Annotated in this window: 19 protein-coding genes and 2 pseudogenes; 7 read left to right on the top strand and 14 right to left on the bottom strand. The window is 61.9% G+C overall.

The window, feature by feature from the left end:
- Positions 1-164 precede the first annotated feature (164 nt).
- The 6 genes and pseudogenes from GGD57_RS28515 to GGD57_RS28490 all read right to left on the bottom strand — a co-directional run bounded on the left by GGD57_RS28515 (position 165) and on the right by GGD57_RS28490 (position 4717).
- A complete protein-coding gene (locus tag GGD57_RS28515; RefSeq protein WP_184473516.1) occupies positions 165-1406 on the bottom strand; it encodes a type II toxin-antitoxin system HipA family toxin in 1242 nt (413 codons plus the stop codon).
- The gene (locus GGD57_RS28510) at positions 1403-1702 is read right to left on the bottom strand and encodes a helix-turn-helix domain-containing protein (protein ID WP_246713754.1); all 300 of its coding nucleotides are present in this window, start codon (positions 1700-1702) and stop codon (positions 1403-1405) included. Before GGD57_RS28510 ends, GGD57_RS28515 begins: the two co-directional genes overlap by 4 nt.
- Positions 1703-1722: 20 nt before the next feature.
- A pseudogene (locus tag GGD57_RS28505) lies at positions 1723-1974 on the bottom strand (hypothetical protein); the annotation flags it as partial.
- A 143-nt stretch (positions 1975-2117) separates the two neighbouring features.
- The gene (locus GGD57_RS28500) at positions 2118-2498 is read right to left on the bottom strand and encodes a pentapeptide repeat-containing protein (RefSeq protein ID WP_184473515.1); all 381 of its coding nucleotides are present in this window, start codon (positions 2496-2498) and stop codon (positions 2118-2120) included.
- A gap of 44 nt (positions 2499-2542) precedes the next feature.
- Complete coding sequence (locus GGD57_RS28495; RefSeq protein WP_184473514.1) at positions 2543-3232, bottom strand: HAD family hydrolase; 690 nt, start codon at positions 3230-3232, stop codon at positions 2543-2545.
- Between the two features lie 168 nt (positions 3233-3400).
- Positions 3401-4717, bottom strand: a complete 1317-nt coding sequence (locus GGD57_RS28490) for an MFS transporter (protein ID WP_184473517.1) — start codon at positions 4715-4717, stop codon at positions 3401-3403.
- A gap of 191 nt (positions 4718-4908) precedes the next feature.
- On the opposite strand from GGD57_RS28490, the gene GGD57_RS28485 reads away from it, so the two are divergent.
- Positions 4909-5805 (top strand): LysR family transcriptional regulator, encoded by an 897-nt coding sequence (locus GGD57_RS28485; protein ID WP_184473513.1) that lies wholly within the window; start codon positions 4909-4911, stop codon positions 5803-5805.
- Positions 5806-5891: 86 nt separating this feature from the next.
- Here the strand turns inward: GGD57_RS28485 and GGD57_RS28480 are convergent, their stop codons facing one another.
- The 4 genes from GGD57_RS28480 to GGD57_RS28465 all read right to left on the bottom strand — a co-directional run bounded on the left by GGD57_RS28480 (position 5892) and on the right by GGD57_RS28465 (position 9362).
- On the bottom strand, positions 5892-7721 hold the full coding sequence (locus tag GGD57_RS28480) for a methyl-accepting chemotaxis protein (RefSeq protein ID WP_184473512.1): 1830 nt from the start codon (positions 7719-7721) through the stop codon (positions 5892-5894).
- 221 nt (positions 7722-7942) lie between these two features.
- Positions 7943-8386, bottom strand: a complete 444-nt coding sequence (locus GGD57_RS28475) for a hypothetical protein (RefSeq protein WP_184473511.1) — start codon at positions 8384-8386, stop codon at positions 7943-7945.
- A 9-nt stretch (positions 8387-8395) separates the two neighbouring features.
- On the bottom strand, positions 8396-8737 hold the full coding sequence (locus GGD57_RS28470) for a hypothetical protein (protein ID WP_184473510.1): 342 nt from the start codon (positions 8735-8737) through the stop codon (positions 8396-8398).
- 52 nt (positions 8738-8789) lie between these two features.
- Positions 8790-9362: a hypothetical protein gene (locus tag GGD57_RS28465; protein WP_184473509.1), complete on the bottom strand. Its 573-nt coding sequence runs from the start codon at positions 9360-9362 to the stop codon at positions 8790-8792.
- A gap of 240 nt (positions 9363-9602) precedes the next feature.
- On the opposite strand from GGD57_RS28465, the pseudogene GGD57_RS28460 reads away from it, so the two are divergent.
- Positions 9603-9812 (top strand): annotated as a pseudogene (locus GGD57_RS28460) (hypothetical protein); the annotation flags it as partial.
- A 55-nt stretch (positions 9813-9867) separates the two neighbouring features.
- Here the strand turns inward: GGD57_RS28460 and GGD57_RS28455 are convergent.
- A complete protein-coding gene (locus GGD57_RS28455) occupies positions 9868-10554 on the bottom strand; it encodes an ArsR/SmtB family transcription factor (RefSeq protein ID WP_184473508.1) in 687 nt (228 codons plus the stop codon).
- A gap of 97 nt (positions 10555-10651) precedes the next feature.
- Between GGD57_RS28455 and GGD57_RS28450 the strand changes: the two genes are divergently transcribed.
- The 4 genes from GGD57_RS28450 to GGD57_RS28435 all read left to right on the top strand — a co-directional run bounded on the left by GGD57_RS28450 (position 10652) and on the right by GGD57_RS28435 (position 13152).
- The gene (locus tag GGD57_RS28450; RefSeq protein WP_184473507.1) at positions 10652-10981 is read left to right on the top strand and encodes an NIPSNAP family protein; all 330 of its coding nucleotides are present in this window, start codon (positions 10652-10654) and stop codon (positions 10979-10981) included.
- Positions 10978-11328 carry an antibiotic biosynthesis monooxygenase family protein gene (locus GGD57_RS28445; protein ID WP_184473506.1) on the top strand — a complete coding sequence of 117 codons (351 nt, stop codon included), beginning with the start codon at positions 10978-10980 and terminating at the stop codon, positions 11326-11328. The genes GGD57_RS28450 and GGD57_RS28445 overlap by 4 nt, the downstream gene beginning before the upstream one ends.
- A gap of 259 nt (positions 11329-11587) precedes the next feature.
- On the top strand, positions 11588-11845 hold the full coding sequence (locus GGD57_RS28440; protein ID WP_246713753.1) for a hypothetical protein: 258 nt from the start codon (positions 11588-11590) through the stop codon (positions 11843-11845).
- Between the two features lie 164 nt (positions 11846-12009).
- On the top strand, positions 12010-13152 hold the full coding sequence (locus GGD57_RS28435) for a site-specific DNA-methyltransferase (protein WP_184473504.1): 1143 nt from the start codon (positions 12010-12012) through the stop codon (positions 13150-13152).
- Positions 13153-13264: 112 nt separating this feature from the next.
- On the opposite strand, the gene GGD57_RS28430 is transcribed toward GGD57_RS28435, so the two are convergent.
- Genes GGD57_RS28430 through mutY form a run of 3 tightly spaced genes read right to left on the bottom strand, consistent with a single transcriptional unit; the run spans position 13265 to position 15355 of the window.
- On the bottom strand, positions 13265-13630 hold the full coding sequence (locus GGD57_RS28430) for a nuclear transport factor 2 family protein (RefSeq protein ID WP_184473503.1): 366 nt from the start codon (positions 13628-13630) through the stop codon (positions 13265-13267).
- Positions 13631-13634: 4 nt separating this feature from the next.
- Positions 13635-14249 carry an HAD family hydrolase gene (locus tag GGD57_RS28425; RefSeq protein WP_184473502.1) on the bottom strand — a complete coding sequence of 205 codons (615 nt, stop codon included), beginning with the start codon at positions 14247-14249 and terminating at the stop codon, positions 13635-13637.
- 2 nt (positions 14250-14251) lie between these two features.
- Entirely contained in the window at positions 14252-15355 is a 1104-nt protein-coding gene (gene mutY, locus GGD57_RS28420) for an A/G-specific adenine glycosylase (protein ID WP_184473501.1), read from the bottom strand.
- A 108-nt stretch (positions 15356-15463) separates the two neighbouring features.
- Here mutY and GGD57_RS28415 point away from each other — a divergent pair, with 108 nt between their 5' ends.
- Entirely contained in the window at positions 15464-15961 is a 498-nt protein-coding gene (locus GGD57_RS28415) for a DUF721 domain-containing protein (RefSeq protein WP_184473500.1), read from the top strand.
- Positions 15962-16112 lie beyond the last annotated feature (151 nt).

Genomic DNA, 16112 nt, shown 5'->3' with positions numbered 1-16112 from the left:
GCAAACTGCCTGCTAGCTCAGGACCGCCTCTGGACCCCAAATCCGCCTTGACAACCAACACAGATTCTCATCCGCCTGCCGGCACCTTCTCCCCGCTTGCGGGGCGAAGGGGGATAGCCGCCACCTCTCCGTCCCCACCCAACCTCTCGCAGGGCACGTCCCTTCTAATTCAGAAGCGGCCTAAGTTCGGCCGCGCGGGATTTTGGCAGCTCGGCTTCCTCAGCGAACTGCGGCCAGCTTTCGATAGCGTTTCGAACCTCATCGATCACATCCCTGGCGTCTCGATCGGGGATAGATGCTTGCCTGGAGACCGTCAGCAGGTGAGCCATGCCGGGATTTCTTCCTTCGCCTGCGATATCTGCGCTGTGTTCTCCCCCCGGCCCCGAAGAGAAGGTCAGGTCGTAGGCAGGAGAGAGGGTCCATCGACCATCGCCTTTCATCAGGAAGGCGTGGTTCTTCGCGTGGTCGTCCCGGTTCCGGGAGAAGACATTGAAAACCATGTGCCGAAACATCCGCAAAACTTCGGAACTGTCCCGTGTCATCATGAATGTCAGCTTGTGGAGCTGGCCGTAATTGAGTGACGCCTGTCGATGGCTGGCGTTCAAGATGCCGCTAGCGGTATGCATGTGCAACCGGCCGGCCAGCGTTCGATCAAATCGTCTGGTGGCGAAGAGACGGCTTCCCTTGCCTGTCTGGAATGTGCGCGTCTCGGACATCTTCAGCCCTGCGGCGCGTGCCATCAAAGCATAGGCCTGCTCCTCGACACCGATGTCGGCGGGGTCGCCAACGCCGCGCGCCTTTACCATCCATCGATCAAAACCAGGCTCCATATCCTGGCCGCAATCCAGAACCCAGCTATTCCTGACCTCGTTGAATCCGATCATGATCTTTGGGCGCGCTCCGGCAGAGCCGCCCTGTGCGCCTTGCAACGTGTCAATGTCGGCAATGTCCATCTCGGTTTGGACGAGGTCGACCTGCTCGACGAACCAATCCAAGTCGACGTCACGGCTGGGATTCCTTTCGTTGTCATCCAGCTCGGGAAGATAGGCAAGCGCGCCCATCCCCGTTCTTCCAACTGCGGAAAGGCGATCCAGCGGGGTCAGCAGATGATAGTCGATACCGGCCCTTTGAAGACGGCGATCAAGCAGAAGTCGACCCCATCCGTCGGGCAGACTGTCGTTGAACAAGCCATGGAGCCCATCGAACGGATCGCGCGGGGCCGCAATCAAGCCTGGCTCGGTTTTTGCGTTGAAGGGAGACATCGGCAAAGGTGCTGTGAGGAATTCTGCCGAATATTCGAAATAGGCCCGGCGCTCGTCACTGCTCCACGCGAGAGTTCCCAAATGTCTCTCTCGTCCATCGAGATCGAGAATGACACGCATTTTTCGGATCGGCTTGAATTTCATCTCTTGCGTACCCTCTGCCTGATGGGGCGGCCAATGACCTCGTCAATCGTCTTGGGGGGGCGGGGCGGAAACAACTGTTCGAACTCGACTTCGGCTTCCAGGACAAAGGCAATCTTCACAAGAGCTTCGAGCGAAATCTTTCCTGTCTCTTCGAACAATCTGAGTGATCCATAAGAAATGCCGGCCCTTGCGGCCAGCTCCCTCTGGGTGAGGCCGCCATCTATACGCCGGCGCTTCATCCTTTCCGACAGACCGCCGATCACCTCGGCAGGGGATCTCATATTAAATGCGAACATAATAGCATTTACTGCATAATTTAAAGGTAAATGCTATTATATTGGCATTTATTATAAAGTTCAATGGCGCAGTCCGATGCCGCAGGAGCGGCAACGACGCCCGGGAAGTCGTTCATGCGGGAGATTGCGGTTTCGGTGCCGGCATCCGTCAATTTGCCGGCATGGGCGGGGTAGCTGCGCGAGGCGCCGGCGAAGCCGATGAAGCGTATGCCGGCGGCGTGGACGACGTGCACGCCGTAGATGGAATCCTCGACCACGACGGTCTTGCCGGGAGGATCGCGCTTGCGCGGCAGCGATAATAATCTGCGTATCTTGGGAGAAATCGTCCCATTCAATAATCTCTTTCGATCGCCGGCCCGAAGAATTTTCGTGATCGACGTCTCGAATTCTTAGAAAATCAACGGCTTCCGCACAATCAGTGCGGCGGTAACTCACCCTTGCTGAAAACATACCCGAAAGCACTGGCCTCTTCGAAATTGGTGCCAGTTAAATCAGCGCCATCGAAGACGGCGGCATCGATTGCGGATCCGAAGAATGTTGCAGATGTCAGCTTTGCTCGCGAGAAGTCGGACGTTTTGACGTTACAGTGGGAAAAGTCCGCACAGTGGGAAAAGTCCGCACGCTCCAGGTTGGCCTCCCTAAAGCTGGCAAAAAAGTAGCTTCCAGAGAAGATAGCGTCACGCAGATCAGCACCGCTAAAATCGTAAATGCCGTCGTCCCAAACCAAGTCCTGAAAAATGCGTTCTCCTGCCGCATAACGCAGAAGGACTTTTTGGGCTTTGAAGTCGCGGTTCATATCGACAAGTAAAACGGCAAACGCCTGTCGCAGGTCAACAGGCTCTACAAGACACCTTCCCACGCCGCCAGCGCCGCAACGACGCCCGGGAGGTCGTTCATGCGGGAGATTGCGGTTTCGGCGCCGGCATCGGTCAATTTGTCGGCGTGGGCGGGATAGCTGTGCGAGGCGCCGGTGAAGCCGATGACGCGCATGCCGGCGGCGCGGGCCGCATGCACGCCGTGCACGGAATCCTCGACGACGACAACCTTGTCGGGGGAAACGCCCATCTGGCTGGCGCCGTGCAGGAAGATGTCGGGCTTCGGCTTGGCGCGGTCGGGGCCGAGATCCTTGGCGGAGAAAATGGTCGGTGCAAACAGCGGCTTCAGCCCCACCTTGGTGAGCATCATGTCAAGCCGCTTGCTGCTCGAATTCGAGCAGATGCAGCGCTTCATCGGCAGCCTGGAGACGGCGAATTCGACGCCGGCAATGGCCTTGACGTCGCTGGCCAGCCTGAGGTCGAGCATCTGTTCGGACTTTTCGAGCAGCGAGGCCGAAAACGGGATGCTCGCCTCGCGCTCGATCTGCAGCAGGATATTGCGCCATGTCATGCCGGCGAAGCGTTCGCCCATTTCTTCGACGCTGATCGGATATCCGGCCTCCGTCAGCAGCGCGGATTCGACTTCCGCGGCGATGATTTCCGAATCGACGAGCACGCCGTCGCAGTCGAAGATGATGAGGTCAAAGCCGTCCATATGTTCACGCCTTGCTGAGGGTCTGGGCTGGAAGCCTGGGTGTTGTCCGGGAATGCTGCGGCTTTACACGATGCCCGGCCAAAGCTCAACCGGATCCCGAGCATGGCTGCGATGCGGCAAGCGACCGGCTCCGTGAAGCCACCCCACGGGGACGGCGGCCCGGCGCATTCAGGCCGCGCCGGGCTGTCCCGCCGCTTCATAACGCGCCCGGCTCAGGCTGACCAGGCTTGATATGGCAGCGCAGCCCGCTGCAATGACGACCGCAAAGTCGAGGGCCGTCGACAACGGCAATGTCGCGAAAAGGATCGACATGGAGATCCCGCCGAGCGTCTGGCCGAGAAGCCGCGCGGTGCCCTGCATGGCGCCCGCCGCACCGCTGCGGGCTTTCGGGGCCGAAAGCAGGAGAATGCGGTTGTTCGGCGTCTGGAACAGCCCGAAACCGAGGCCGGCGATCACCGTGCCGATGAGGAAGGCGATGCCTTTCGGGTCTGGCGGCGCCAGGCCGGCCACCAGAAGGCCGAGCGCCAGCAGCGCCCCGCCGATGGCGCAAAGCCATGCCGTCTTGATGCGGTTTGCCAGGCGTCCCGAGATCGGCGCGATGATCGCGGTCGCGGCCGGCCAGGGCATCATGTAGAGCCCGGCCTGAACCGGCGTCATGTGCAGCCTGTGTTGCAGGTAGAAGGGGAGTGCGATGGTGCTCAGCATCTGGCCGCAGAAGCAGCATATCGAGGCGATGACAGCCACGCGGAATGCCGGTGTCGCCAAGAGGTCGGTCGGGACGAGCGGGACGTCGCTGTTGCGTTCGAGGCGCAGCAGGCCGAAAAGGCAGGCGAGCGATGCGGCGATGAGGGCGGCACCGCTGACCGGCGCGGTCGCAATCCGATCGGCGCCGGAGAGGAACAGGATGAACATCGCCGTATTGGCGAGCAGCGCCTTCACCTTGAGTTTGCGCCTGGCGCCTTCGACGTGCCCCAGCAGGCCGCCGCCGAAGAGAACAAGGATGCCGAGCGGTATATTGACCGCAAACAGCCACGGCCAGGTCGTGACGGAAAGGATGGCGCCGGCAATGCCCGGGCCGGCAGCCGAAGAAATGGCGATGACCATCGCATTGATGCCGATGATCGGGCCCAGCATCTGCTGCGGCAGGGCCTGGCGCAGGTTCATCATCGCCAGCGCCATGATCGCGCCGGCGCCAAGCCCCTGCGCGAAACGCGCGAGGATCAGCAGGGGCAGGTCGCCCGCCAGGGCGCAGGCCGCCGACGCCGCGGTAAACAGCGCGACACCGATCAGGAAGACCCGCCGCGCGCCGTAGATTTCGCCGAGCGCCCCACAGGGAAGAATGGCGACGAGCACGGCCAGCTGATAGGCCGAGACGACCCAGACGGTGCTCTCGGCTTGCGCCTGCAGCGAAAGCGCGATCGAGGGCAAGGCGACGTTGGCGATCGCGCCGTCCAGAACGACGAGAACGATCGTCAGAAGCAGCAGGGCAACAGCCAGATACCGCCGCGGCGATGCCAAGCCGTCTTGAGCGATCGGTGCGGTGCAGGTGAGGGACATGGGAACTCCTCGGTGCTTGTGAGATGGCCGATTCTTTAGCCCGCGCCGATCTCCTGCGCCAGACGCAACTCAAGCAATTGACCGTTGCGTATGACGCCATACATGATTAGACTTGCGTCATGTCCGATCTCGATTTCAATCTCCTGGTGGCGCTCGATGCGCTGCTGCGCGAACAGAGCGTATCGGCCGCCGCTCGCCGGCTTGGCCTCAGCACATCGGCCATGAGCCGGACGCTGTCGCGCTTGCGGGCGGCACTCGGCGATCCGATCCTGGTGCCGGCCGGGCGCGGCATGGTCGCCACGCCCCATGCCCTGGCGATTGCCGAAGAGGTGCAGGTGTTGAAGGACGCCGTGAAGGCGGTGCTGAGCCCGCCATCGACCGTGGAGATCCGGGAGGTGCGGCGCGACTTCACCATTCGGGCCAACGAGGCCTTCGTGCTCCTCTACGCTGCCGATCTCAGCGCCGCCGTGACCGACGCTGCGCCGGGGATCAGGCTTCGCTTTGCGCCGAGATCGGACAAGGACCTTCAGGCTTTGCGGGACGCGGCGGTCGATCTCGATATCGGCGTCCTGCCGCGCGACGGCGGCGAACTGCGCTGCCAGACCCTGTTCGAGGATCGGTTTGTCGGTGTCGCCAGGGCAGGGCATCCGATCTTCGATGCGGCGATAACGGCCGAAAATTATGCCGCATTGGGCCATGTCGTCTTCTCGCCGCAGGCCGACTATGCCGGCCCCGTCGACAGGGCGCTCGCCGAACTCGGCCATGAGCGTGATGTCAGGCTGATCGTGCCGAGCTTTCCGGCGGTGATTGCCGTTGCGGCGGCATCCGACCTGATCGGCTCGGTGCCGAAGTCCTATTGCAAGTCCGCGGCGATCAGGGAAATCAGGACCTTCGACCTGCCGGTCGCCGTGCCGGGTTTCAACATCGTCCAGGCCTGGCACCCCCGCATGGATGCAGATCCCGCGCATCGCTGGCTGAGGGCGCTGATTTTCGAGACGTTCCACTCAGTAAGTTAAGTGAGCCCAGCCAAAGCTGGCGCTGCGCCCGGTTTCGCTGGAATGAGCGATCCTGTTGGGGCGCAGCGCGTTTTTGAACGAAGCCGTCAGGCGGCCCACTGCGCGCGCTGCCGGCCGGCCGATTGCGCCGAAGCCGTCGCCCGGAGCTTGAAGCGGGCGACGAGTTCCCGCAGCTTGGCGGCCTCCTGCGCAAGCTGGCTGGATGCGGCAGTCGACTGCTCGACCATCGCCGCGTTCTGCTGAGTCACCTGATCCATGGAATTGACGGCGGTATTGACTTCGGCAAGGCCGGTCGACTGCTCCCTTGCCGAGACGGCGATCGCATCCATGTGCTGGTTGATGCGGGCAATCTGTTCGCTGATCGCGCTCAGAACCTGGCTGGTGTCGAGAACCAGCTTGACGCCGCTTTCCACTTCCTCCGACGATTTTTCGATGTGGCCCTTGATTTCCTTCGCCGCCTTCGCGGAGCGCTGGGCGAGTTCGCGGACTTCCTGGGCGACGACGGCAAAGCCCTTGCCGGCCTCGCCGGCGCGTGCGGCTTCGACGCCGGCGTTGAGCGCCAGCAGATTGGTCTGGAAGGCGATCTCGTCGATCACGCCGATAATGCTGGAGATCTGCTGCGACGACGCCTCGATGCGGCGCATAGCCTCTTCGGCATGCGACACGACCTCGGAGGACTTGGCGGCATTGCGGTTGGCATCGGTCGCTTCCGTGCGCGCCTCGTCGGTGCGCTTGCTCGAATTCGAGACATTGGCGGTGATCTGATCGAGCGCTGCGGCGGTTTGTTCGAGCGAGGCTGCCTGCTGTTCGGTGCGCTTCGACAGGTCGCCGGCCCCGGATGCAATTTCCCTTGTGCCTTCGTCGATTGCCGTAATGGCTGCGGCGATCGCGCCAAGCGTCTGGTCGAGCTGCCTGATCGACATGTTGAAATCATGCCGGAGGCTCTCGAAATCAGGAGCGAAGGGTTCTTCGATCTGGAAGGCGAGATCGCCTGCGGCAAGCCGCTTCAAGCCGGCGGCAAGACCCGAGGTCGCTGCCCGCAGCCGTTCGGCGGCGTCCTCGTCGGCCTGTTTGCGGGCCGTGATCCGCTCGGCTTCGCCCTGCAGGCGCGCTGCCTCGGCGTCCTGTTCGAGTTGCTTGTTGGCAATCGCCGCCTGGCGGAAAACCTCGACAGCCGATGCCATCGCGCCGATTTCATCGCTGCGGCCGATCGCGCTGCTGGCAATGGCCGTGTCGCCGCCGGCAAGCCTCTGCATATCGTTGGAAAGGGCGAGGATGGGTTTGGTGACGCTCTTGCGGGTCAGGAAATAAAGGCCGACGGCGAAGATTGCGGCGAGAGCAAGAAGTGCCTTCAGAACCACGCCCACCGAGGCCTTGACCTCGGCGCTGCGCTTGGAAATTTCGTCGGAGGTCGCGGTGATCTGGTCGCCGGTCTCTTCCATTCCCGTTTCCAGCGCGGAAAACTGCGCCATGAATTCGGGCAGGGCCTTCAATGCCGCCGCCGGATCCTGGCCGGCAAGATCTATGATCTTCGTGGCGCTTTCGACATAGGCAATGAGGGCAGGTTCGATGCCGGCAAGGATCGCTTTGGTCTTTTCGTCGGTGGCGAGCGCCCTGTTGGCGTCGATCATCTCCCGGAACGATGTCTTGTGCTCCGCCAGATCGGCCTTCACCGCGCCGGGGTCGATGCCGGCTGCCGGGTTGGACGCCAGCAGGGCGGCCAGCACGTCGGCGCGCAGCGCGTCATGCATCATATCGGCCTGCATGTGGTTGCGCAGAATTTGCGCTGACTGGGCAACATTGTCGCTGTTTGCAGAAAGGGTGGACGCGGACCAGATGCCGACGCCCGTGGCGCCGCCGGCCAACGCGAAAATCGCGATGCTTGCAATGATGATCTTATTCTGGATCGACGCCATGATGGGGCTCTCACGTTAATGTAGAACATGAGAATATCGAAACATGCTTAATGATTTCTCAGCGAGGCGTCGCGAAGCCGCGCAAAAACAACAGGTTGCAGAATTTGGCTCATTCGATGAGCGGTTGAATGCGCAGCCGCATCGGGCCTGGAGAAGGGCATGGCCTGCTGCAATCGCGCCAAAACAGGGGCTCACCTCCGTTTCGAGGCGAGCCCATCAACTTATTGTTCCGGCAGGATTATCTTCTGCCGGGTGGTATTTTTGACCGGCTTCTGGCCCGGCACATGCGACATGGTGCGGGTCGTGCTTTCCAGGGCGCTGCCATCGGTGCTGGTCTTGGTGCGGGACTTGCTGAACGTTCCCTGATCGACGGCCTGGGCCTTGGTCTGCGCCTTGAGCTTGTCGCCATTGTCGTTGATATGAGTCTTGCTTTGCGCCTTTCCGTCGATGGTGGCCGCGCTTCCGCCCGATCCGATCGAGGATGTCGTGCCGCCGTCGGTCCGGCAGCTGCCCGCCGTTCCGACAGAGCTTGCCGACGTGCCTCCGGCCGAAGCGCTGCCGCCCGTTCCCACAGTTCCTGCGGCGTCGCATTCCTCTGCAAAAACGGCCGAGCTCGACGTCAGCAGCGCGATGGCAGCGGCTGCGATAAAGTTGAGATGTTTCATCGTCCTCTCCTATTTCGTCGGTTTCGTCAGCGAGCAGGTTCCGTCGGAGCGTTTGGTGATGACGGTGCCGTCGGGCCTTGTGATGCTCGCCGTGGAAAAACTGTCGACGCTTCCCGATCCGGCCGAGGAGCCGGCGGTGGCGGATGACGACGAGGAGCCGGCCGAGCCGCTGCCGGTCGTGGTCGAGGAAGACACATGGCCGTTGCCGGCTGTGACCGTGGTGGACGTATCGCCGGCCTGGGACTGGACGATGGTGCATGTCGTTCCGTCGTCGAGCTTGATTTCCTCGGCCATGGCATGCCCGGCTGCCAGGACCAGCGACGCGGTGAGTGCGATTGAAAGTTGGGTCATTGTCTTATCTCCAAGGGTTTGGCCGACGCCGCAACGGCGCCGGCCGACAGCGTCAGCAACCCTTGGTGCCGGCGGCGTCCTTCTTGACCTGGCCGGGTGCGCAGCCCTTCTTGCCCTTGCTGTCGTGCGAAGTTCCGGCTGCACTGCCTCCGGTGCCGACGGTGCTGCCCGTCTTGTCTCCGTCCGCAGACGAAGCGCCGGTTCCGACACTCGAGGCCGAGTTGGCATCGCCCGAACCTGCGGCCGAACCGCCGGTGCCGACGCTGCTGCTCGACGTGCCGCCGCCGGCCGACGAACCGCCGGTGCCGAGCGTCGAAGCAGAGCCGGAGCCGGACCCCGAGCCCGCGGCAGAGCCGCCGGTGCCGACGCTGCTGCTCGACGTGCCGCCGCCAGCCGACGAGCCGCCGGTGCCGAGCGTCGATGACGAGCCGGAATTGCAGTTGGTTGCGCCGGCGGGGCAGGTGCCCCCGGCGGAGCTGCCACCAGTACCGACTGTGCTGCTCGCAGTTCCGCCGCCAGCCGACGAACCGCCGGTGCCGACCGTGCTTGACGATTGAGCAAAACCGGTCACCGCAGTGCCGGCGAGAAAGGCCGCTGCCAATGCCAGATGTGTTACCTTCATCATGGGGTATTCCTCCGTTTGTTTTTGAACCGCTTTCGCATCCGCAGCGGATGGAGAGCTGCCTGACAAACTTCGGTTACACTCCACTGTTCCTCTCCTAAGCCCTCAGTCGGATAGGCGCCCCGACCTTGGTCTGATGCCGCATCGCGACCGGGCTGTGCCAGCGCCGCCATTCTGCGACGGCGCGACACATTGCGGGTTCGCGGGCTCGATCGTAGTATGGCCGGCAAGAGGAGAGGGACCATGAGGCTGTCAGCTCTTGTTCCATCGGCGGCAGCCGCAGCGCTGCTTTTTGCCTTCACATCCGCCGACGTCGCCGCCAAGGGCGGCAACCACAGAAGCTGTGCAGAGCTGCAGGCGATGATGGATCATGGTCTGACCGGCGGAAAACATGCCGGCGAGGGGCCCAAAAAAAGGGCAAAGATCGAAAAGAAGATGAGGAAGAAGGGCTGCTCAACGTCAGCTGATCTCGCAACTCCTCTATCTGATCGTCCGAGGCCTGATTTGCTCACGCATCGACCGGAAACAGCCTCAGGAACTGCCGGTCGCCTTCCGGAGAAAACATGATCGAGCGGCTTTCCGCCGTTCGCCGCGCCCAGCCCTTGTCGAGGAAGCTTGAGAGCAGCGCCTTGCCGAGGCTGCCGGCGAGGTGCGCGCGCCTTTCGCTCCAGTCCAGGCAGGAGCGGCAGAGCGGCCGGCGTGAGGATCTGAGATCGCCGACATCGATGCCGATGCATTTGAGATCATTTTCGCCCTTTTCGGTGAGCGCCAGGCCGTCTCCGACGGCGTCGATCGCGCCTGAGGCAATCAGGCTGTCGAGCATGCGCACGCCGTAATCGCCGGCCAGATGATCGTAGCAGATGCGCGCCTTGCGCAGCGCCGGCTCCTTCGGCCCCGGCTGGTGGCGCAGATGCCCGCGCCCGGCGGCAAAACCCATCATGCTTTCGATCAGCCGGGCGGCGGCCTCGTCGGCCAGCGTGAAATAGCGGTGGCGCCCCTGCTTGCGCTGGGCAAGCAGCCCGCCGGCTTCGAGCTTGGCAAGATGGGTGCTTGCCGTCTGCACGGTGATGCCGCCGACGCCGGCAAGCTCGGTCGCCGTCAGCGCTCGCCCGCCGGTCAGCGCCGCCAGCATGTTGGCCCGCGCCGGATCGCCGATCAGCGCACCGATCTGCGCAATGTCAGGACCTTCCTTCATACTTCGATCGTAACCGAAGCATCGCCGTCAGGCAATGTGCGAAAAACGGCACCAGGAGAGCACTGAGAAACCACTGGGACAGCCAAGGAGAAACACCATGATCACCTGCTTCATCCGCTACGAAATCGACCCCTTCAAGAAAGACGCCTTCACTGAGTATGCCCGCAATTGGGGCCAGGTGATCCCGAAAAACGGCGCCGACCTGATCGGCTATTTCGCTCCGCACGAGGGATCGGCGACGACGGCTTACGGCGTCTACAATATCGAAAGCCTCGCCGCCTACGAGGCCTATCGCGCCAGCCTGGCAGCTGACCCGCTCGGCCGCGAGAATTACGAATTTTCCAGGCGCGAACGCTTCATCCTCAGGGAAGACCGCATCTTCCTGAAAAATGTCTCCGCCCCTCACGCCAAGCTGGTGTTGCCATGATCGCCGTTATCTTCGAAGTCGTGCCCTATATGGGCGAGCGCCACAAATATCTCGATCTCGCCGGCGAATTGCGCTCGGAACTCGAAAAGATCGACGGCTTTCTCTCGATCGAACGGTTCGAGAGCCTGACGAACCGCGGCAAGCTTTTGTCGCTCTCCTTCTTCCGCGACGAGGAGGCCGTCAGAAAATGGCGCAATCTCGAAGCGCACCGGGCCGCCCAGCAAGCCGGCCGCGGCGGCATCTTCGCCGATTACCGCCTGCGGATCGCCAGTGTTGTGCGCGATTACGGCATGTTCGAACGCGACGAGGCGCCGGCCGATAGCCGCGAGGTTCATGATACGGCATAATGCGGAGCAGCCACTCCGGGCGGGCGCCGGCGCGCTGAAAGTTGCTTGTCTATGGCATTTCGGGAGTCACGCAACTGACGCACGCATGACAGCAAATTATATTCATCAGTCGATGAAGAGAATGCTATCTACGGTCTTTATCTGAAGACTGACTGGAAGCCGAATAGTGTGGATTTCAAAGATCATTAAATTTACTTGGACAGCTATATTTTCTTTTATATTCGCTGTCTTAGCGTACCTCGTCCTTTCGACGATTCTCATGTTCATCCAGTATCCTGATCGTATTGGAGTTACATTCCCAGAGCGAGCAATCTCAGACGCTGCTGGCTTAATCAACGGCAATCCAGGTGAAATCGATGGAGAGTGCAGCGAAAAAGGTAGTTATTTTGAGAAGAAAGTCATTTGCGAGATGAGAAGAACCAAAGATAATAAGATAACTGATACTATATCATTGGAATATGAGCTGATGTTTGACTCGATACTGAGCTTTTCTGACGTCAGGGAAAATCTGGAGTAAGAAGATGACAGATGCCCTCGCTCCGGTGGGCTGCGGCGACCTGTGCGCGGTTACCCCGACCGCCGCAATAAATTCCCGAAATCGGCCACCGCTTCAGGCTTTGGTAACTAAGTTGCGTAACCATAACGGAGAGTTAAGCGTAGAGCGTATGAGTGAGTATCAGAATGGCATCAGTTTTTCCGCTTGCCGACCTCAAGGCTTCCGTCAAGGCGGATTCCCGGCCGCAGTCTTGGGTTGACACGATCATCAAGGGCGATTGCGTCAGCGCGCTTGAGGCTTTGCCCACCCACTCCGTCGATGTCATCTTTGCCGATCCGCCGTATAATCTGCAGCTCGGCGGATCGCTGCACCGTCCCGACCAGTCGCTGGTCGATGCCGTCGATGACGAATGGGATCAGTTCGCGTCCTTCGAGGCCTATGACGCCTTCACCCGTGCCTGGCTGCTCGCCTGCCGCCGCGTGCTGAAGCCCACGGGCTCGATCTGGGTGATCGGCTCCTATCACAATATCTTCCGCGTCGGCGCCACGCTGCAGGATCTGAACTTCTGGATCCTCAACGACATCATCTGGCGCAAGACCAATCCGATGCCGAATTTCAAGGGCCGCCGTTTTCAGAACGCCCATGAGACGATGATCTGGGCAAGCCCCAACGCCAAGGCCAAGGGCTATACCTTCAACTATGATGCGATGAAGGCTGCCAATGACGACGTGCAGATGCGCTCGGACTGGCTGTTCCCGATCTGCAATGGCGGCGAGCGGCTGAAGGGCGAGGACGGCAAGAAGGTGCATCCGACGCAGAAGCCGGAAGCGCTGCTGGCCCGCGTCATCATGGCTTCGACCAAGCCCGGCGATATCGTGCTCGATCCTTTCTTCGGCTCGGGAACGACGGGCGCGGTCGCCAAGCGCCTCGGCCGCCACTTCGTCGGCATCGAGCGCGAGCAGGATTATATCGATGCGGCCTCGGCCCGCATCGCCGCCGTCGAGCCGCTCGGCAAGGCGGAACTGACGGTCATGACCGGCAAGAAGGCCGAGGTTCGCGTCGCCTTCAACGTGCTTGTCGAAAGCGGCCTGATCAAGCCCGGCCAGGTGCTGACCGACGCCAAACGCCGCTACAGCGCGATCGTGCGCGCCGACGGCACGGTGGCTTCCGGCGGCGAGGCCGGCTCCATTCATCGTCTCGGCGCCAAGGTGCAGGGTCTCGATGCATGCAACGGATGGACCTTCTGGCATTTCGAAGACGGGCAGTCCCTGCGCCCGATCGACGATCTCAGGTCCGTCATCCGCAGTGATCTGGCAAAGGTGGAGTGAGCAGCACCTTCGCAGGATCGAAATACCTTCTTCCGGTTCCCTCCAGTTGCGGGAGAAGGCCAAGGCGCCCGAGGCTCCAACCTCGGGCGTCTTCTATTTCTGAGATGCTGTTTCAGAAATCCTTGTAGTCGGTGACTTCGACCCGCGTGATGCGGCCGTCTTCATTGAAGGTGATCGTCTCCTCACCCTCGCGCAGCAGCGGCTTGCCGGTCTGGCTGTGCGTGGCGCTGAGCGACCAGACGGCCCGGCCGGAGAGAGGCGTCAGGCTTTCCACCAGCGAATTATCCGCCGTCTGATCGGGATAATCATCGAAATATTTCCGGAAGGCAGCCATGATCTCAGCCCGCCCGGAAAGGCTGCCGACGCCGTTCGAGACATAGGTGGCATCCTCGGCGAAATAGGCCTCGATCGCGGGAAAATCCAGCGCGTTGATGGCGGCGTGGAAGCGTTCGATTTCTTCTGCCGGGTCGAAAGCCATGGGCTTAGACCTTCACGCCGTAGGCGGCGAGATCGCTGCGCAGCTTTTCGGCACCCGAAAACAACACGGCGTTCCAGCCGAAAGCCCTGGCGCCTTCGACATTGGCCGGCGCGTCGTCGATGAAGATCGTCGCCTTGGGATCGAGACCGAAGCTTTTCGTATGGGTTTCGTAGATGGCGATATCCGGCTTGATCAGGCCGACATCACCTGAGACGGTGACGCCGCGCGGTTTCGTCAGGAATGGGAAACGCTGCTGCGCTTCGCGAAACGTGTCGGAGGCGAAGTTGGTGAGCATGGTCACGTCACGGCCCTCGGCGATCAGCCCTTCCATGATGGCGACGCTGTCCTCATAGGCGTGCGGCACCATCTCGTGCCAGTATTTGCGGAAGGCGCGGATATGCTCCTCGCGGGCCGGATGCTCAGCGATCAGCAGCGCTTCGGCCTCCGCCCAGGTGCGGCCGCGGTCCTGCTCGATATTCCAGTCATGGGTGCAGATATTGGCGAAGAACCAGTTGCGCTCGCTCTCGTCGGGGATGAGGCGGGCGAAGGGAAGATTGGGATCGTAATGAATGAGAACTTTGCCGATGTCGAAAACGATATGCTGTATGGCGGTGGTCATGGTCATCCCTTGGATGTTTTGAACGCGAGAGGAATAGCCGCTGCGATTGCTTTTTTCATGATGGTCGGCAGCGCCTGTGCTTCAAGATTTGTAACCGGCTCCCACCATCCGTCATTCGGGCCGTTATCCCGGGCGACCGGGCCGGCGATTGCGGCGCGCCAGATCGAAAGCCTGAGCTCGAAATGGGTGAAGACATGGATGACGGTGCCGGAGAACTGCCATGCCGCCGCGAACGGCGCGGCCGAGACGGATGTTTCGCCGTCGACACGCGCCGTCCACGCCGTCGTCGGCACCTCGGTCATGCCGCCGAGCAGGCCGCTTTCGGCGCGCCGCCTGAGCAGGATCTCGCCATCGCCTGTTACCGCGATGAAAGCCGCGCCGTGGCGCACCGGCTTTTCCTTCTTCGCCGCCTTGACCGGAAAGAGCTCGGGATCGGAAAGCTTCAGCGCCTCGCAGCCGCCCCGGAACGGACAGAGCGAACAGGCTGGCCGCTTCGGCTTGCAGATCGTCGCCCCGAGATCCATCATCGCCTGGGCGAAATCGCCGGGCCGCACGGCCGGCGTCAGCAGCGCCACCTTTTCTCTCATCAGCGGCTTGGCGGCCGGAAGCGGCGTTTCGATCGCGTAAAGCCGGGAGATCACCCGCTCGACATTGCCGTCCATCACAGCCGCCGGCCGATCGAAGGCGATGGCGGCGACGGCGGCAGCGGTATAGTCGCCGATGCCTGGCAGCGATTTCAGCCCCTCTTCGGTATCGGGAAAGACGCCGCCATATTCCCTAGCCACCGCCTCGGCGCATTTCTTCAGATTGCGGGCCCGGGCGTAATAGCCGAGCCCGGCCCAGGCGGCCATCACCTCGTCGTTCTCGGCCGCTGCAAGATCGCTCACCTCGGGCCAGCGCTGAAGAAATTTTTCGAAATAGAGTTTGACCGCCTGCACCGTCGTCTGCTGCAGCATCACCTCGGAAAGCCAGACACGATAGGGATCGGCTTTGACGCCGCGCGCCGCCATGCCGGGCGTCACACGCCAGGGCAGGTCGCGGTGGTGGCGGTCGTACCAGTCGAGCAGGGGTTTGGCGGAGCGCGTGTCGAGTGTCGTGATCGTCATGATTTGCCGGGATCGGGGGAAGTGCCTATACTTGGCGAAGCAATGCCGCGCGATCAAGTCGCTCCCGCCAATTCCCTGTGCGATTGGTTAGGGTGCCCAAGGTTTTCGATGAGTTATCCACGCAAAGGTGCAAAGCAGATTTCCGAGCTGGCGAACGGGCTGATCGATCCCGTCCTTGCGCGGCGCGCCGGCATCAACACGGCATTGCTCGGCTCGTGGAGCGAAATCGCCGGCGAGGATTTCGCCGACTGCACCCGGCCGGAAAAGATCGCCTGGGCCCGCGGCGGCAATGAGGAGGGCGGCTTCCGCCCCGGCGTGCTGACGATCGCCTGCGAAGGCGCGCGCGCGCTTTTCCTCACCCATGCCCAGGGCGAACTCATCCAGCGCATCAACAGCTTCTTCGGCTTTTCCGCCGTCCACCAGATCCGCATCGTCCAGAAGCCGGTCTCCCAGGCCATCCGCCGCTCCCGCACCCCGCCGCCGCTGAAGGGCGAAGCCGCCCGCAAGCTCGAAGGCATGATGGAAGGCATCGAGGGCGACAAGCTGCGCCAGGCGATCCAGCGATTGGGGACCGCGGTGATGGGGAAACAGGGGAGAGGGCGCTAGGGCGGGTTCTTCCGATCCATGTAGCTCCCGTCAGTTGGAGCCATGGATCCCAGGCTCAAGTGTAAAGCCCGGATACATACCTGACAGATGTTCGGAGACATGCCTGACACTTTCGAGATGATTTTTCGGGAGGTCGGCATGGTTTGGCGGT

The organism is Rhizobium esperanzae (assembly GCF_014197615.1).
Classification (GTDB): domain Bacteria; phylum Pseudomonadota; class Alphaproteobacteria; order Rhizobiales; family Rhizobiaceae; genus Rhizobium; species Rhizobium esperanzae_A.
This window is presented reverse-complemented; position numbering and strand designations above follow the sequence as displayed.

Coding starts and splice junctions, on each gene's coding strand:
- GGD57_RS28515 (WP_184473516.1), bottom strand. CDS start 1,406: ATGAAATTCAAGCCGATCCGAAAAATGCGTGTCATTCTCGATCTCGAT.
- GGD57_RS28510 (WP_246713754.1), bottom strand. CDS start 1,702: ATGTTCGCATTTAATATGAGATCCCCTGCCGAGGTGATCGGCGGTCTG.
- GGD57_RS28500 (WP_184473515.1), bottom strand. CDS start 2,498: ATGAACCGCGACTTCAAAGCCCAAAAAGTCCTTCTGCGTTATGCGGCA.
- GGD57_RS28495 (WP_184473514.1), bottom strand. CDS start 3,232: ATGGACGGCTTTGACCTCATCATCTTCGACTGCGACGGCGTGCTCGTC.
- GGD57_RS28485 (WP_184473513.1), top strand. CDS start 4,909: ATGTCCGATCTCGATTTCAATCTCCTGGTGGCGCTCGATGCGCTGCTG.
- GGD57_RS28480 (WP_184473512.1), bottom strand. CDS start 7,721: ATGGCGTCGATCCAGAATAAGATCATCATTGCAAGCATCGCGATTTTC.
- GGD57_RS28475 (WP_184473511.1), bottom strand. CDS start 8,386: ATGAAACATCTCAACTTTATCGCAGCCGCTGCCATCGCGCTGCTGACG.
- GGD57_RS28470 (WP_184473510.1), bottom strand. CDS start 8,737: ATGACCCAACTTTCAATCGCACTCACCGCGTCGCTGGTCCTGGCAGCC.
- GGD57_RS28465 (WP_184473509.1), bottom strand. CDS start 9,362: ATGATGAAGGTAACACATCTGGCATTGGCAGCGGCCTTTCTCGCCGGC.
- GGD57_RS28455 (WP_184473508.1), bottom strand. CDS start 10,554: ATGAAGGAAGGTCCTGACATTGCGCAGATCGGTGCGCTGATCGGCGAT.
- GGD57_RS28450 (WP_184473507.1), top strand. CDS start 10,652: ATGATCACCTGCTTCATCCGCTACGAAATCGACCCCTTCAAGAAAGAC.
- GGD57_RS28445 (WP_184473506.1), top strand. CDS start 10,978: ATGATCGCCGTTATCTTCGAAGTCGTGCCCTATATGGGCGAGCGCCAC.
- GGD57_RS28440 (WP_246713753.1), top strand. CDS start 11,588: ATGTTCATCCAGTATCCTGATCGTATTGGAGTTACATTCCCAGAGCGA.
- GGD57_RS28435 (WP_184473504.1), top strand. CDS start 12,010: ATGGCATCAGTTTTTCCGCTTGCCGACCTCAAGGCTTCCGTCAAGGCG.
- GGD57_RS28430 (WP_184473503.1), bottom strand. CDS start 13,630: ATGGCTTTCGACCCGGCAGAAGAAATCGAACGCTTCCACGCCGCCATC.
- GGD57_RS28425 (WP_184473502.1), bottom strand. CDS start 14,249: ATGACCACCGCCATACAGCATATCGTTTTCGACATCGGCAAAGTTCTC.
- mutY (WP_184473501.1), bottom strand. CDS start 15,355: ATGACGATCACGACACTCGACACGCGCTCCGCCAAACCCCTGCTCGAC.
- GGD57_RS28415 (WP_184473500.1), top strand. CDS start 15,464: ATGAGTTATCCACGCAAAGGTGCAAAGCAGATTTCCGAGCTGGCGAAC.